This is a genomic window from Streptomyces sp. NRRL F-5123, from assembly GCF_000721495.1.
GTDB lineage: Bacteria > Actinomycetota > Actinomycetes > Streptomycetales > Streptomycetaceae > Actinacidiphila.
In genome coordinates, this window is record NZ_JOHY01000010.1 from 64,257 (window position 1) to 80,017 (window position 15,761).

General features: G+C 75.2%; 11 protein-coding genes. 9 read left to right on the forward strand and 2 right to left on the reverse strand.

The annotated features are described in order from the left end of the window. Nucleotides 1–4: 4 nt before the first annotated feature. Nucleotides 5–502, reverse strand: coding sequence for an FMN-binding protein (locus IH54_RS0112370; RefSeq protein WP_031515913.1), 498 nt, complete (start codon nucleotides 500–502; stop codon nucleotides 5–7). A 116-nt stretch (nucleotides 503–618) separates the two neighbouring features. Further along, on the reverse strand, nucleotides 619–2,016 hold the full coding sequence (locus IH54_RS0112375; protein WP_031515916.1) for a ferric reductase-like transmembrane domain-containing protein: 1,398 nt from the start codon (nucleotides 2,014–2,016) through the stop codon (nucleotides 619–621). Between the two features lie 159 nt (nucleotides 2,017–2,175). Between IH54_RS0112375 and IH54_RS0112380 the strand changes: the two genes are divergently transcribed. The 9 genes from IH54_RS0112380 (at nucleotide 2,176) to IH54_RS0112415 (ending at nucleotide 15,691) form a co-directional block, all read left to right on the forward strand. Next, nucleotides 2,176–2,916: a response regulator transcription factor gene (locus tag IH54_RS0112380; RefSeq protein WP_031515918.1), complete on the forward strand. Its 741-nt coding sequence runs from the start codon at nucleotides 2,176–2,178 to the stop codon at nucleotides 2,914–2,916. Beyond that, nucleotides 2,913–4,379 (forward strand): sensor histidine kinase, encoded by a 1,467-nt coding sequence (locus IH54_RS0112385; RefSeq protein ID WP_031515920.1) that lies wholly within the window; start codon nucleotides 2,913–2,915, stop codon nucleotides 4,377–4,379. The genes IH54_RS0112380 and IH54_RS0112385 overlap by 4 nt, the downstream gene beginning before the upstream one ends. A gap of 391 nt (nucleotides 4,380–4,770) precedes the next feature. Beyond that, entirely contained in the window at nucleotides 4,771–6,075 is a 1,305-nt protein-coding gene (locus IH54_RS0112390; protein WP_031515922.1) for an extracellular solute-binding protein, read from the forward strand. Nucleotides 6,076–6,265: 190 nt separating this feature from the next. Then, nucleotides 6,266–8,272, forward strand: coding sequence for a hypothetical protein (locus IH54_RS47655; RefSeq protein ID WP_043180643.1), 2,007 nt, complete (start codon nucleotides 6,266–6,268; stop codon nucleotides 8,270–8,272). 5 nt (nucleotides 8,273–8,277) lie between these two features. Next, nucleotides 8,278–9,849 carry an ABC transporter substrate-binding protein gene (locus tag IH54_RS0112400; protein WP_031515924.1) on the forward strand — a complete coding sequence of 524 codons (1,572 nt, stop codon included), beginning with the start codon at nucleotides 8,278–8,280 and terminating at the stop codon, nucleotides 9,847–9,849. Nucleotides 9,850–9,970: 121 nt separating this feature from the next. Further along, nucleotides 9,971–12,415, forward strand: a complete 2,445-nt coding sequence (locus IH54_RS41540; protein WP_052397345.1) for a DUF4139 domain-containing protein — start codon at nucleotides 9,971–9,973, stop codon at nucleotides 12,413–12,415. A 2-nt stretch (nucleotides 12,416–12,417) separates the two neighbouring features. Then, a complete protein-coding gene (locus IH54_RS0112410; RefSeq protein WP_267965181.1) occupies nucleotides 12,418–14,070 on the forward strand; it encodes a mucoidy inhibitor MuiA family protein in 1,653 nt (550 codons plus the stop codon). A gap of 248 nt (nucleotides 14,071–14,318) precedes the next feature. Further along, nucleotides 14,319–14,384: a putative leader peptide gene (locus IH54_RS47910; RefSeq protein WP_324607789.1), complete on the forward strand. Its 66-nt coding sequence runs from the start codon at nucleotides 14,319–14,321 to the stop codon at nucleotides 14,382–14,384. 224 nt (nucleotides 14,385–14,608) lie between these two features. Beyond that, nucleotides 14,609–15,691 carry an LLM class flavin-dependent oxidoreductase gene (locus tag IH54_RS0112415; protein ID WP_031515930.1) on the forward strand — a complete coding sequence of 361 codons (1,083 nt, stop codon included), beginning with the start codon at nucleotides 14,609–14,611 and terminating at the stop codon, nucleotides 15,689–15,691. Nucleotides 15,692–15,761 lie beyond the last annotated feature (70 nt).

Consider the following 15,761-nt stretch of genomic DNA (forward strand, 5'->3'; position numbering starts at 1 on the left):
GGACTCAGCCGCCACGGGCCTTGTCCAGCGCGCTCTGCAGGGAGCGCACGTAGCCCTCGCTCGTGTACGTCGCGCCCGACACCGAGTCGATCTGCGCGCTCTGCGCCGCCAGCGCCTCCTGGGTGAGCTGCGGGACGGAGAAGGAGGTGATCTCCTGGTCGCGGCCGTTGCCCTGCGGGGCCCGGAGGACGTCGACGCCGGTGAGCCTGCCGCCGGTGAGGGTGATCCGCACCTGGACGGGGCCGTACCGCGTCTGGAACGTGTCGCCCTTCACGGTCCGCGTCCCCTGCGTCCCCTGCGTCCCCTGCGCGCCGCCGGTGGCCGTGGGCTGCGGGTTCGCGCCCGCCGCCGGGTTCTGCGCCGCCCCCTGCGGGGCGGGGGCCGCCGCCGGGGGCGCGGTCGCGTGCGGTTTGAGCGCCAGCAGCGCGAGCACGCCGGACGCCGTCGCGGTGGTGGCCAGCGCGATCCGCGCGCCGGGCGCGAGGAGGGGCATGCCGCTCATGGGCGGGCCTTTCTCTCAGGTCGGTCAGATCTCTCAGGCACTTCGGATCTCTCCGCTGTCTCAGGTCCCTCAGGTCTCTCGGGCAGTTCAGGGCCCCTGAAGGGCTCGGGCGGTCGTCACAGCGCGAAGGACTCGTGGTGGATCCGGGCCGCGGGCACTCCCGCGGACCGCAGCTCCGTGTACACCGCCCGCGTCAGGGCGGGCGGCCCGCACACGTACACGTCGTGCGCCGCGATGTCGGGGAGCGCGGCCCGCAGGCCCGCCGCGGTGAGGTCGGGGCGCCGGCCGTCGGGTGCGTTGACGGCGAGGAAGAGGCGGGCACCGCGGGTCTGGGCGATCGCTTCCAGCTCGGAGCGCAGCGCCAGGTCGGCCGGGGTGCGGGCGCGGTAGATCAGGGAGAGGTCGCCGGGGCGGCCGGGCAGTGACTCGAAGAGGGCCCGCAGCGGTGTGACGCCGACGCCTCCGGCGAGCAGCAGCACCTTCTGCCGGCGGCGGCGGTCGGCGGTGAGGGCGCCGTACGGGCCCTCGGCCCAGACCCGGGTGCCGGGGCGCAGGCGCGCGAGGGCGGCGCTGTGGCTGCCGACCGCCTTGACGGTGATGCGCAGGACGTCGCCGCGCGGCGGGGCGGACAGCGAGTACGGGCCGGAGGTCCAGCGCAGCCCGGGCGCGAGGAAGCGCCACCGCAGGAACTGGCCGGGCCGGGCCCGCAGCTCGCCGAGGCGCCGGCCCTGGACGAAGACGGACACCACGCCGGGCCCCTCCTGCACCACGGAGGCGACCCGCAGCCGGTGCCGCAGGTTGAGCCGCAGCGGGACGAGGAGCCGGTACCAGCAGACGGCCGCGGCGGCGGCGCCGTAGAGGACGTACCAGCCGGTGCGGGCGGCGGACCCGCCGGGGAAGTCCGCGCCGAGCGCGAGCTGGTGCCAGAAGGCGAGGTAGAGGGCGAGGTAGGTGAGCAGGTGCAGGTGGTACCACGTCTCGTAGCGCATCCGGCGGCGCGCGGCCCGTACCGACAGCGCGCCCACGCCCAGCAGCAGGAGCCCGCCGGTCGCGCCCCGCAGCATGTCGGGGTAGGTCGTGACGACGGTCCACGTCTCGCCGACGATGTTCGTGTGCGCCTGCGCGGTGTAGCCGGCGAGCACGCAGGTGACGTGCACCAGCAGCAGGCACACGACGTAGCGGCCGGCCATGGCGTGCCAGCGGGCGACGCGGTCGCTGCCGACGGCGTTCTCCAGCGCGGGCACGCGCGCCATGAGCAGGACGAGCAGCGCGCAGCCGTATCCGCACAGCAGGCCCGCGATGCGCCCGGCGCCGAGCAGCCAGTCCGCCGTGCCGACGACCGAGCCGGTGTCCTGCCACCACAGCGCGAGCACCGCGGCCGCCCCCGCCCAGCCGAGCGTGAGCACGACCGCCGCGGCGGGCACCCGGCCCGTACGGGCGCCGCGGGGAGCGGCCGAGGCGCGGTGCCCGGCTGCCTGGTGACGGGGTGGCGCGGCGCGGTAGGCGCTGGTCATCGGGGGTCCTCTCGTACGTGTACGCCTGCCACTGTCGGCCCCGAACCTCTGAATGGCCTCTGAACGGGGCGCGCGGGCGCCCGCCCGCCCCGATCCACAGCAAACGCAGAGGTGGCCGGGTGTGCCGCGGCCGGGCGGTCGCGCGATGCTGGGAGGACCATGAGATCCACGCCCCCCGCCGCCGCCCCGCCCCTCGCGCACCCCGACGGCACCCCCGTGCGGGTGCTGGTCGTCGACGACGAGCCGGACCTCGCCGAGGTCCTGTCCGGCGCGCTGGCCTACGAGGGCTGGCAGGTGCGGACGGCGGGCGACGCGGCCGGCGCACTCGCCGAGGCCGCCGCCTTCCGGCCGGACGCCGTCGTGCTCGACGTCATGCTCCCGGACGGCGACGGCCTCGCGGTGCTGCGCCGGCTGCGGGCGGACCGGCCGGACGTGTGCGTGCTCTTCCTCACCGCGCGTGACACCGTCGAGGACCGCATCGCCGGGATCACCGCGGGCGGCGACGACTACGTCACCAAGCCCTTCTCCCTGGAGGAGGTGCTGGCCCGGCTGCGCGGCCTGCTGCGCCGCGCGGGCATGACCCGGGCACGCGGCGACGCGGCACTCCTCACGGTCGGCGACCTGCTGATGGACGAGGACGCACGCGAGGTCACCCGGGGCGGCGAGCCGGTGGAGCTGTCGCCGACGGAGTTCGAGCTGCTGCGCTACCTGATGCGCAACCCGCGCCGGGTGCTCAGCAAGACGCAGATCCTCGACCACGTGTGGTCGTACGACTTCGGCGGCCAGGCGCACGTGGTGGAGCTGTACATCTCCTACCTGCGCCGCAAGATCGACATCGGCCGCCCTCCGATGATCCACACGGTCCGCGGCGCGGGCTACGTGATCCGGGCCGCGGGGTGAGCGGCCGGGCGTGGCGCTGGGGGCCGCGGACGCTGCGGGGGCGGCTGATCTGCGGGCTGGTCGTGCTGCTCGCGCTGAGCTGCGCCGCCGTCGGGATCGCCGCCGTCCTGACGCTGCGCTCGTACCTCACCGGGCAGCTCGACCAGCAGCTCGCCGCCGCGGGCGGGCGCTTCCCCGCGAGCCTGGAGCACGGCGGGCCCGGCGAGCCCGACGGCGACGACGCGCACGCCGACACCCGCCGCCAGGCCCCCGGCACCTTCGGGGCCCGCCTGCTGGGCGGTACGGTCACGGACGCCGCCGTCGTACGCTCCGGGGCCGACACCTCCGTGACGCTCTCGGCGGGCGACCGCGCCGCCCTCGCCCGGCTCGCCCCGAACGGGCGGCCGCACGGCCTGGACCTCTCCGCGCTGGGCGACTACCGGGTCGTGGCCGTCACCGGCGACGACGGCGACGTGCTCGTGACCGGGCTGCCGCTGGAGCGCATCGAGGCCGCCGCGCGGCGGCTGGTGATCGTCGAGGCCGTCGTCTTCGGCGTCACCCTCGCCGGGGCGGGGGCCGCGGGCGCGTTCTGGGTGCGCTGGTCGCTGCGGCCGCTGCGGCGGGTCGCCGCGACCGCCGCCGCCGTCACCGCCACCCCGCTGGCCAGCGGCGCGGTGGAGCTGCCGGACCGGGTGCCGGACGCCGACACGGACCCGCGTACCGAGGTCGGGCAGGTCGGGGCCGCGCTCAATCTCATGCTCGGGCACGTCGAGGACGCGCTCGCCCGACGGCACCGCAGCGAGGAGCGGCTGCGCCGCTTCGCCGCCGACGCCAGCCACGAGCTGCGCACGCCGGTCGCCTCCATCCGCGGGCACGCCGAGCTGGCGCTCCGCCGGCCCGAGCCCGTACCGCCCGGGGTGCGCCGGGCCCTCGACCGCATCGGGGCGGAGTCCGCGCGGATGGGCGGCATGGTGGACGACCTGCTGCTGCTCGCGCGGCTCGACGAGGGGGTGCCGCAGGCCAGCGAGCCGGTGGACCTCACTCTGCTGGTCCTCGCCGCCGTCGAGGACGCGCGGGCCGCGGGCCCCGGCCACCGCTGGCTCCTGGACCTCCCCGAGTCGCCGGTCACCGTGACGGGGGACGGCGCGCGGCTGCACCAGGTGCTCGCCAACCTGCTGGCCAACGCACGCTCCCACACCCCGCCGGGCACGCACGTCACCGTCGCCCTGCGGCAGGACGCGGCGGGCGGCGCGCGCCTGGCCGTCTCGGACGACGGCCCCGGGCTCCCGGAATCCCTCCGGACCACGGCCTTCGAACGCTTCACCCGCGGGGCGCGGATCCCCGCCGGGGGCGGCGGGGCGGGGCTCGGGCTCGCGATCGTCGCGGCCGTCACCGCCGCGCACGGCGGGACCCTGACTCTCACCTCCCGCCCGGGCGCGACCACCTTCACGGTCACCCTCCCGCCGGGGGGCGAGCGCCCCTAGGGGCGGAGAACAGCAGGTCGCGGGCGATGTCGGGGAGTTGGCCGAAAGGGTGCGCGGACCCGCCCGTGAGCGGGCGGGACCGGGCCCGTACGATGGCCCCCCAGGAGCCGAAAGTTTCGAGACGTTTCCGTAGCGCGGCCGCTCGGCGGCCGCGTGCCGCGTGCGCCCCGCACGCCCCGTGCGCATCTCGACCCAACTGACGCCGCCGGGTCCCGCCGGGTCCCGCGACGCGGTCACGGAGGGGTTGCCGCGGGGCAATGCGGCGGCAGTTTTGCCACGTCAGCCATTGACTGCACGTCACCGAAATCGTACGTTCCTCGGCACGTAAACTTACGGCAGTTTCCCCGATCGGGTCGGAAAAGTCCGGGTCCCGGAGGAGTGTGTACGTACCATGAAGCGCCTCGTCTCCCTGCGGGCGACGGCCGCGGTGGCCACCGTGACCGTGCTCGCCCTGACCGCGTCCGCGTGCGGCGGTATCGGCAGCAGTGCCTCGGGGAGCGACGGCCCGGTGACCGTGTGGACGCTGTCGAACGACGCGCTCAACCCGCTCCAGCGGCAGTCGATCGCGGCCTACAACACCCAGCGGAAGGCGAAGGTCACCCTCAAGACCTTCGAGAACGACCCGTACAAGCAGAAGCTGAAGACCTCGCTCGGCTCCGCCGGCTCCCCCGACATCTTCCTCAACTGGGGCGGCGGCAACCTGAAGCAGTACGTCAAGGCCGGCCACGTCGCCGACCTCACGGGCATGCTGGACAAGGACTTCACGAACGAGTTCCTGCCCAGCGTGCTGGCCGGCGGCAAGGTCGACGGCAAGGTCTACGCCGTGCCGATGGAGGGTGTGCAGCCCGTCGCGCTCTTCTACAACAAGGACGTCTTCAAGCTGGCCGGCATCGACACGCCGCCGGCCACCTGGAACGCGCTCCTCGACGACATCGACAAGATCAAGGCCAAGGGCATCACCCCGATCGCCCTGGCCGGCTCGCAGGCCTGGACCGAGCTGATGTGGCTGGAGTACCTGCTGGACCGCGTCGGCGGCCCGCAGGCCTTCGCCGACATCGAGGCCGGCAAGCCCGGCGCGTGGGACAACCCGGCGGTCGAGAAGTCCCTCGGCATGATCCGCGACCTCGTCGACCGCGGTGCCTTCGGCAAGAAGTACGCCACCGTCAACCAGGACGCGGGCGGCACCAACGCGCTGCTCTCGCAGGGCAAGGCGGGCATGCTGCTGATGGGCTCGTGGGAATACGCCGACATGCTGGCCGCCGCCCCGAAGTTCGTGAACGCGGGCAAGCTCGGTTTCGCGCCCTTCCCGACCGTCGCAGGCGGTGTCGGCGACCCGAACAACGTCGTCGGGAACCCGTCCAACTACTTCTCGGTGACGGACACCTCGGACAACAAGAAGAGTGCGGTCGCTTTCATGACCAAGACCCTCGACCAGCCCTCCTACATCGCCGATCTGCTCTCCATAGGCCACGTCCCCGCCATCGCCGGCATCAAGGGCCAGCTGATGGGCGCGCTCAACCCGGATTACACCGGATTCATCTACGACATGGTCGCGAACGCCCCGACCTTCACCCAGTCCTGGGACCAGGCGGTCGATCCGGACACCGCGGGGCTGATGCTCGCGAATCTGCAGAAGGTCTTCAACAAGAAGATGGCGCCCAAGGAATTCGTGCAGTCGATGGACGCCGCCCGATAACCTTCCGCCGAACTCCCGCACGGGGGCCGTCCCGCCAACTTCGCCGTTTCCGGGACCGGTCCCCGCGGGGCGGTCTACGATCCCCATTCCGAAGCGGTGCCCCGAACGGGCGGGCGCGCGAAGGGACGACGGGGGTCGCGGTCAGGTGGCAGAGGGCAGCAGGCTGAGGCTGCACGGGCGGGAACGGGTCGTGGGGTACGTCCGCGGCGCGCTCGTGCGAAACGGGGTGCCCGCCGCGCCGAGCCCGGTCGTGCTGCTCGCGGGCCCCCGCGGCTCCGGCGGCACCGTGCTGCTGGACGTGATGTGGGACGACTTCTCCGACGACTGCCTGAGCGTGCGACTGGACCTGCGGTCGGCGCAGGGCGTCGAGGACATCGTGCTCGCCGCCGTCCGCGGGCTGGGCCGCCGGATCCCCGGCATCCGGCCGATCGACTTCCCGCGCACCTCCATGCTGCTCAAGGCACTCAGCTACATCGACACCGGCGGCGGCCGCACCGCCTTCGAGGCCTACCTGCGGGCCCGCCCGCAGGACGCCGAGCGGCAGTCCGCGCTCACCGACTGGAGCAACCGCGCCGCCCCGCTGCTCAGCCCCGAGCACCGCGGCCTGCTGGACGTGCTGACCGGACTGCTGAGCGCGCTGCACTCCGCCGTCGGGCGGCACAAGGACGCCCGCGCGCTGCGCTGGCTCGCCGAACGCGGCGGCGGCGGGCGCGAGTACGACTCGCTGTGGGAGCTCTACCGGCAGCACCAGGCGCAGGACGGCCCGACCGGCACCCCGCGGGTCGTCGCCCGCACGCTGTGCGCGGCCTTCCTCGCCGACCTGCGGCACGACTTCAACGACTCCTGGCCGCGGCTCCAGCGCCCCCGCAACTGCCTGCTGTTACTGGACAACGCGGGCGGCCGCACCGCCGACCTCTTCCTCGAACTCCTCGCCGAGTGCCGCCGCGAGGACGCCGCCCGCGACGAACGCCCCGACCCCGCCGTGGTGGTGGCCGTCCAGCGCGGCCGGGTCCGCCCCGAGGCCGCCCGGCTGCTCGACCCGACGCACCCGGACCTCGCCTTCGGCACCCGCCACCCGTACGCCCCCGGCGCCGCCGGGCACCCGGTGTGGTGGTACCCGGTCGCCCTCGCGGACCTCACCGGCGAGCAGGTCCTCGCGCTGTGCACCAGCAGCGTGCTGGGCCGGCACAACCGCGACGCCGACTTCCTCCACGCCCTCACCGGCGGACACCCCGAGGCCACCGACCGGCTCGCGTACCTGCTCGCCCGCTTCGGCCGCACCCCGCCCGCCGACCCGCGGCGCGCCCCCGCCGACCTGCCCGAGCCCTTCGACCCGCGGCGGCTGCTCGGCGAGCGGCTCGCCGACGACACCCACCCGCTGCCGCAGTCCTGGCCCGCACCGGCCCGCCCGGACACCACCGTCGAGGACTACCTGCTGCGCCGGATGCTGGCCGACCACCTCGCCGTCGCCGCCGACGGCACCCTGCGCCCCGGTGACAACCCGGTCCTCGACGTCATGGCGGTGCTCGCCGCGACACCCGGGCTGCGCCGCGGCGCGTGCAACGCCACGCTGCACTACCTGGACTGGACCGGCACCGACGCCGACACCGCCCAGCTCGCCCTGACCGCGGGGATGTGGCTGGAGGAGACCGCCGACGGCGACGCGCTGCGGCTGCACCCGCTGGCCGAGCTGCTGCTGCGCCGCTGGCTCGCCCGCGACCCCGCCGTCTGGCGCAAGGCGCACACGGGGTACGCCGCCCACTACTCCAGCCGCACCGACGCTCCGCTGCGCCACCTCCACACCCTCGCCCAGGTCGAACCGGCCCGCCGCGAGCCGCTCACCGCCGTCGCGGCCTACCTCGACGACGAGTTGGACCGGGCCGCGAGCGCCACCGAGTGGCTGGACGTCCTGGAGCGCGTCACCGCCGCCCCCAACCGCCTGACCACGACGCTGGATCCGCGCACCTTCGTCACCTCGCTGGCCGGCCCCGCCGAGGACCGCAACCGGCGCCGCGCCGTCACCCGCCTCGCCGTGGCCCGCTGGCTGCACGCCGACCGCACCTTCGACCCGGCCCACCAGCTCGCCCACACCATCGCCGGCGAGTACGAGCACCTGGCCGACATCACCGACGAGAACGAGGAGCTGTACCGGCAGGCCGGGAAGTTCCGCCGGATCGAGAACTCCTGGAAGGACTGAAGGACTTGTCCCGCCCGATCGCGTTCCTCCGCCGCTACGTCGCCCATCTGCCGGTCGCGGCACGGCGCTTCCTCGCCGTCCTGGGCGTCCTCGCGCTCGCGGCGGTCGCGTACGGCGTGTACGTGCCCGTCGACCACCTGCTCAACAAGCCCTGCATGCGCGAGGGCGCCACGGCCGTGACGCACCACGGCGGCGAGTGCGTCGGCGTCACGGACGGCGCGTACGTCTTCCACCCCTCGCTCAAGCCCGCCGAGGACGCCATCCGCGCGGAGAACGCGCAGGTGCGGAAGGCCTACCCGACGGACTACGTGAGCGTGGTGCTGCTGCTGCCGATATCGGCCGACAAGGGCAGCATCCTGTCGATGCCCAACGCCCTGGAGCAGCTCCAGGGCGCCTACGCCGCGCAGCACTACGCCAACCGCAACAACGTGCAGGGCACCGGCCCGCACATCCAGCTGCTGATCGGCAGCGACGGCTACCAGGCCAACGCCTGGCAGCCCGCGGTCGCGGAGATCGAGCGCGACCGCGGCCGGCACATCGCCGCCGTCACCGGCTTCGGCCTCAGCCTCGCCGGCACCGAGAGCGCGATCCGCGACCTCACCGCGCACAACATCGCGTCGTTCGGCGCGACGCTCACCTCGGACTCGTACTCCAACATCAAGGGCTTCGTGCGCGTCTCGCCGAGCAACGTCGACAACATGGCGGCCGCGCTGTCGTACGTGCAGAAGGACTTCAGGCGCGCGGTGCTCGTCGAGGACGGCAACGCCGGCGACAGCTACGACGTCACGCTCGTCAGCGGCTTCAAGAAGTTCTCGGCCATAAAGGGCCACCAGATCGTGGGGGTCGAGCCGTACGACACCACCGAGCGGGACCGCGACGGGCAGTCCGCGGAGGAGCGGCGCCGCCACCAGGCCGAAGTGGCCACCCGTATAAGCCAGATGACCACCAACATCTGCGCGGCGCAGCCCGCGGTGGTGCTCTTCGCCGGGCGCGGGCAGGACCTCGGCGTGCTCGCGCACGCCTTCTCCGACACCTGCCTGGACAAGCAGATCAGGATCGTCAGCGGCGACGACACCACCAACCTGCCGGACAGCCCGCAACTGCGGGCGGACCTCGCGTCCGGGCACGTCACCGTCGACTACGCCGGGGTCGCGCACCCGGGCGAGTGGGCCTCGGACGCCGGGCACGACCCCGGCCACGAGCAGGAGCAGCAGGACGGGGCGCGGGGCTACGCGGTCTTCCGGCGGACCTTCCAGCAGGTCTTCCCGAAGGGCTACCTCGGCGACGGCAACGCGATGATGGCCTACGACGCGACGCTGACGGCGACCGCCGCGATCCGGCTCACCCACCAGTCGCAGCCGCTGCCCGACGCCGTGGTCAACGAACTCGGGGCGCTCCAGGGCCAGTACACGGTGCTCGGGGCCAGCGGACCGATCCAGTTCACCGCCAACTACCTGACCAGCCACACGGGTTCCAACCCGGTGGGCAAGCCGATCCCCATCATCCGGCTCACCGCGCAGGGCAACCCGAAGGTGCTGACGGTCAAGTGGCCCGACCACGCCCCGCCGGTGGGCTGACCGGCGCGGCACCCGTTCCCCTGCTGCGGCACGACGGCGTCGGCTAGGGTACGGGCGGGGCTCGGCCAGGGCCCGGACCGGTGGCGCACCGGGCGGGGCGCCGGCCGGAAGGGGAGGCACGGTGGGCGCCAGCACGCACGAGAGGGCAGCGGACGGACCGACGGTGCCGTCCGAGGTCACGTCGGTCGTGGTGTACGCGGCGGGCGCCGTCTGCACGCGCCGCGCCCGCCTCACGCTGCCGCCCGGCGACGGGCCCGTGACCGTACGCGTCACCGGGTTCTCCCCCGCACTGCTGGAGCAGTCCCTGCGGTGCCGCGTCACCGCGGACGAGGAGCTGCAGGTCGCCGACATCCGCGTCGGCTACGGTGCGACGCTGCGCCGCGGCGACGAACTCCCCCGGCTGCGGCTGGACCTGGAGGACGCCGAGGACCGGCAGAGCCGGCTGCGGGAGCGGACGGAACGCCTCCGTACGGAGATAGCCGAGACCGCCGCCCTGCGCGCGGAACCCCCGGCCCCGCGCCGCGGCGACCCGCCCCGCTGGGCCCCCGTCGAGTCCATCCTCGCCCTCGCGAGCTTCGTCGACGCCCGCCTGACCACCCTCCACCGCCGCCTGCGCGCCGCCGAGCAGGACCAGCAGCAGGCCGACCACGCCGTCGACGTCCTCCGCCACCGCCTGTCCGAGGCCTCCACCTCGGTGGACCCCAACCGCACCACGCCCTCGGCGACGGCGTACGTGACACTGACGCGGGGCGGCCCCCTGCCGGACGGCTCCCCGCGGGGCGAGGCAGCGGGGGAAGGGGACGCGGACGGTCCGGACGGCCCTTCCGCGGGCGACGGGTCGGGCTCCGGCTCCGGCTCGGGCTCGGGCTCGGGCTCGGGCTCCGGCTCCGGCTCCGGCTCCGGCTCCGGCTCCGGCTCCGGCTCCGGCTCCGGCTCCGGCTCCGGCTCCGGCTCCGGCTCCGGTGACAGCCGCTCCGACGGCGCCGGCACGTGGCCGGAGGCCGGTTCGCCGGGCGACCGCTCCGGGAGCGGCGGCTCCGGGCCGGACGGCGGCGGCCCGGCGGTGGGCACGGCGGTGGGCGACGGACTCGCGCCGGGCGGCGACCTCGACGTCGTGCTCGACGTCGAGTACCAGGTCCCCGGGGCCTGCTGGGTGCCGGTCTACCAGTTGCGGCTCGACGGGCGCAGCGGTGCGGGCGGGCTCGTGCTGCGGGCGATGGTCGCGCAGCGGACCGGGGAGGACTGGACCGGGGTGCGGCTCGCGCTGTCCACCGCGGACCTGCTGCGGCGCACCGACCTGCCGGAGCTGCGGTCGCTGCGGATCGGGCGGCGGCAGGCGGCGCCCGCCGCGCTGAGCTGGCGCGAGCCGCCCGCCGGGCTCGGCGAGCTCTTCGCGGGGTACGACGCGGCGCGCCGCCCCCGGACGCCCGTCCCCGGGCCCGCGGGGGCCCCGGCCGCCGAGGTGGGCGGGTACGGCTTCGCGGCGGAGGCCGCGGACGAGGACTTCGCGTTCGGCGGCGGGCCGCCCCTGCCGGTGTCCGCGGCGCCGACGCCCCCGCCCCCGCCCGCACCCGGCGGCCCCCCGCGGCCGATGGCCCCCGCGGCCGCGCCCGTGGCCCGCTCCCAGGTGAGCCGCGGCTTCGCCCCCGCCGCGGCGGACGGCTACGCGGGCCCGGTCCCGCAGCCGCAGCCCGCCCCGCCGCCGCCCGGCACGGCCGCGCCCGGCGCGGACCTGCTCGACTACGCCCGGCTCACCCTCTCCGGCCCCGAGTCCGCCGAGGAGCACCGCGGCACCCTCCAGCCGCCGCCCCCGGCGCTGGGCGCGGTCGGCGGCGAGTACCGCAGCCGCGCGGGCCGCGTCGCCGGGCTCGCCCGCCCCGCCCACGCGGTGGACGTCCGCACGTCCGCGGGCTCCTTCGACTACCGCTTCGACACCGCCGCGCCCGCCGACGTCGCCGCGGACGGCCGCTGGCACACCGTGCCGGTGAACGAGGTGCCGGTGAACGCCGACTTCGTGTACGTGTCCGTGCCGTCCGTGGACCCCGCGGTCTTCAGCACGGTGCGGCTGACGAACACCTCGTCGCACGCGCTGCTCGCCGGGCCCGTCGACGTCCTGGTGGACGGCGACTTCGTGCTGACCGCGCCGCTGCCGACGCTCGCGCCGGGCCAGCGGCAGTCGGTGGGGCTGGGCGTCGCGGAGAGCGTGAAGGTCGCGCGCCGCACGCACATGCGCGAGTCGACGGCCGGGCTGCGCGGCGGCACGACCGTGCTGGACCACACCGTCGAGATCGACGTCGCGAACCGGCTGCCGTACCCGGTCGTCGTCCGGGTGCGCGAGCGCGTACCCGTCTCCGCCGACAAGGACGTACGCATCGACGAGCACAAGGCGAGCCCGCCGTGGGAGGCGGCCACGGCCCCGCTGGAGGGCCAGGAGGACGGCTGGGCGGCGGGCGTGCGCACCTGGCGCGTCGAGCTGGAGCCGGGCAGCACCACGACCCTCGCCGGCGGCTACGCGATACGGCTGCCCGCGGGCAAGGCCGTCGTCGGCGGCAACAGGAGGAACTGACCGTGCACGAGGACCCGTCCCTGCCCGACGTCCCGCACGCCGAACCCGGCCCCGAGCTGACCGCGCTGCCGATCACGGCGGTCACGTGCATGGAGGACCGCGCGCAGGTCCGGCGCACCGGGCACGTCGAACTGGCCGCGGGCGTCAGCCGGTTGCGGATCGGCCCGGTCACGCCGCTGACCGTCGACCGCTCGCTGCGCGCCGACTTCGCCGCGGGGTCCACCGCGGGCAGCGGCGCGGACGGGCTCGGCGCGCGCGTCGTGGACGCCCGCGTCGTCCGCCGCTACGCGCCCGCGCCGCCCGGCGAGCCCGGCGCGGACGCCTCCGCACTGCGCCGCGAGGTGCACACCCTGGAGGAGGAGCTGGCCGACGCCAAGCTGCTGGGGCAGCGGCTGGAGAGCGCGCTCGCCGTCGTCGCGCAGGCCAGGACGGACCTCTACCGCGACATCACGCAGGGCGCGGGCGGCGGCGACGCCGACCCCGAGCGCTGGGCGGACCGGCTGGACCGCGTCGAGAGCGAGGCGGAGCCGCGGCTCGCCGAACTGCACAAGCTGCGCCGCCGCCTGCACGACATCGAGTCCGAACTGCGCGAGGCACGCCTCGCGTTGAGCATGTTCGAGAGCACGCAGGACAAGCTCACGGCGTATCTGGAACTGGTCGTCGAGGCGGACACGGCCGGCACCGCGGAGCTGCGGGTGACCGCGCTCGTGCCGTGCGCGCTGTGGCGGCCCGCCTACCGGGCGACGCTCTCCGCCGCGGGGTCCGGGCCGCACACCGTACGGCTGGAGACGGACGCCTTCGTGTGGCAGGACACCGGCGAGGACTGGTCCGGGGTGCGCCTCACGCTGTCCACCGCGCGCCCGACGCTCGCCGCGAGCCCGCCCGAACTCCGCGACGACGTCCTGATGCTGCGGGACCGCTCGGCCGAGGAGCGGCGCACGGTCGAGGTGGACCTGCGCGAGGAGGAGATCCGCAGCGTCGGCTCCGCCGCCGGGCCCGCCGCGCTGCCCGGCCTGAACGACGGCGGCGACGTCCGCGTGCTGCACGCCCCGCACCCGGTGACCGTCCCGTCCGACGGCCGCCCGCACCGCGTGCACCTGACGTCCTTCACGGCAGGCTGCGAGGTCGAGCACACCTGCGCGCCCGAACTCTCCCCGCTCGTCGTGACGGTCGCCCGGCTGGTCAACCACGCCGGGCACGTGCTGCTCGCCGGTCCCGTCGACCTGGTGCGCGGCAGCGGCTTCACGGGCCGCGGGACCCTCGAATTCACCGGCGCGGGCGAGGAGTTCACGATCGCCTTCGGCAGTGAGGACACCTTCCGGGTGGTCCGGCACACCGAGGAGAGCCGCGACACGACGGGACTGGCGGCGATCAACCAGCGCACGGTGGTGACCCGCCGCGTCCGCCTCTTCGTCTCCCGCCTCGACGCGGCCCCCGGCGCCGCCGACCGCACGATCACCCTGCGCGAGCGCATCCCGGTCTCCGAGGTCTCCGCCGTCGACGTCACCCTCCGCCCCGCCGACACCACCCCCGCCCCCGACACCCTCGACGCCGAGGGCGTCGCCCACTGGACCCTGACCCTCCCGCCGGGCGCCCGCGAGGAGGTCGCCTTCGCCTACGACATCACGGCGGCCGCCTCGGTGACGGGCCTGTGAGCGACGGGCTGCCCCGCGGCGTGGCGAATACTCCCGCCAACGGCTAACGCGCCCATCGGACCCCGCAGTCGCGCCACGCCTCGGCGAACTCGCGCGCGTGGTGCGGGGCCGGGTCCGGCCGACGCGGATGAGCTTGCCGATCTCCCCGGCGAGCACATCGCGTGACAGCCGCCTCGGCGGCCCGGCAGACGTGTCCTGCCATTGCCGATAGCGCACGCGTCGATTACATTTCCCGTGTGCACACGGATATGAGGCTGGTCTCGCGCCGCCACGTCGACCTTCTGCGGTCGGCCAGCGCGCTGTGTCCGCGCTGACGCGCGCAGCGCCGCTTTCCCTGCCTTCCGCCACGCGCTGAGCGCGTCGCGTTCTCTCCCCGCCCACCGGGCCCCACCTGCGCCTTCGCCGAAGGCGCGGCTCAGGCGTGCCGCCGTGACGGCCGCCGGTCCCACCGGTCCCACCGGGGCGGAATTCCCGCACGGCCGACTCTCGGCGGCGTACGCGAATGCGCGCTGCCCTTTTCCGTATCGGAGTCCCGGAAATGGCTCACGAATTCCTCTGGTACATCCCCAACACCGTCGAGCCGGGGCACCGCGGCGACGACACGACCACCGGGTGGGGGACGCTCGACTTCTCCACCGAGCTGGCACTCGCCACCGAGGCGCACGGGTGGGGCGGTGCGCTGCTCGGGACGGGGTGGGGGCGGCCGGACACCTTCACCGTCGCCACCGCGCTGGCCGCGCGCACCACCACCTTCAAGCCGCTCGTGGCGATCCGGCCCGGCTACTGGCAGCCCGCGCACTTCGCGAGCGCCGCCGCGACGCTGGACCGGCTCAGCGGCGGGCGGCTGCTGGTCAACATCGTCAGCGGGCTCGACAACGCGGCGGCGTACGGCGACGGCCAGACCGACCAGGCGCGCCGCTACGACCGCACACGCGAATTCCTGCAGCTCGTGCGGCGGTTGTGGACGGAGGAGGACGTCACCTTCCAGGGCGACTTCTTCCGCGTCGAGGGCTCCACGGTCCGCCCGCGCCCGTACGGGGCCGAGCAGGGGCGCACCCCGCGGCTCTACTTCGGCGGCGCCTCGGCGGCCGCCGAGCGGGTGTCCGCCGCCGAGGCGGACGTGCAGCTCTTCTGGGGTGAGCCGCTCGACGGGGTGGCCGAACGCATCGCGCGGCTGCGGGAGTTGACGAACGAGGTGGAACGGCCCCACGCGCCGCTGGAGTTCGGGCTGCGGATCACCACCCTCGTACGGGAGACCTCCGAGGAGGCCTGGCGCGACGCGGAGGCGAAGGTCGCGGCGATGGCCGAGAAGCAGGGCGCCGACTCGACGTTCACCGCCCAGCGGCGGCGCGCGGTCGGCCAGCAGCGGCTGCACGACCTCGCCGGGCGCGGCGAGGTGCTGGACACCTGCCTTTACACCACGCCGGGCCGCTTCGGCGGCGGCGGCGCGGGCACCACATGGCTGGTCGGCTCGGCCGACGAGGTGGCGGCGGCGCTGCGCGCGTACGCGGACCTGGGCGTCACGCACTTCGTGCTGTCGGACACGCCCTACCGCTCCGAGATCGCCCGGGTGGGCGACGCGCTGCTGCCCCTGCTGCGCGAGCCCGCACCCGTGGGGTGAAGAACGGCGACGTGTCGCAGGGCCCCACCGCCACCGGTGGGGCCCTGCGGACGGCAGGCGCGCGGGCGCG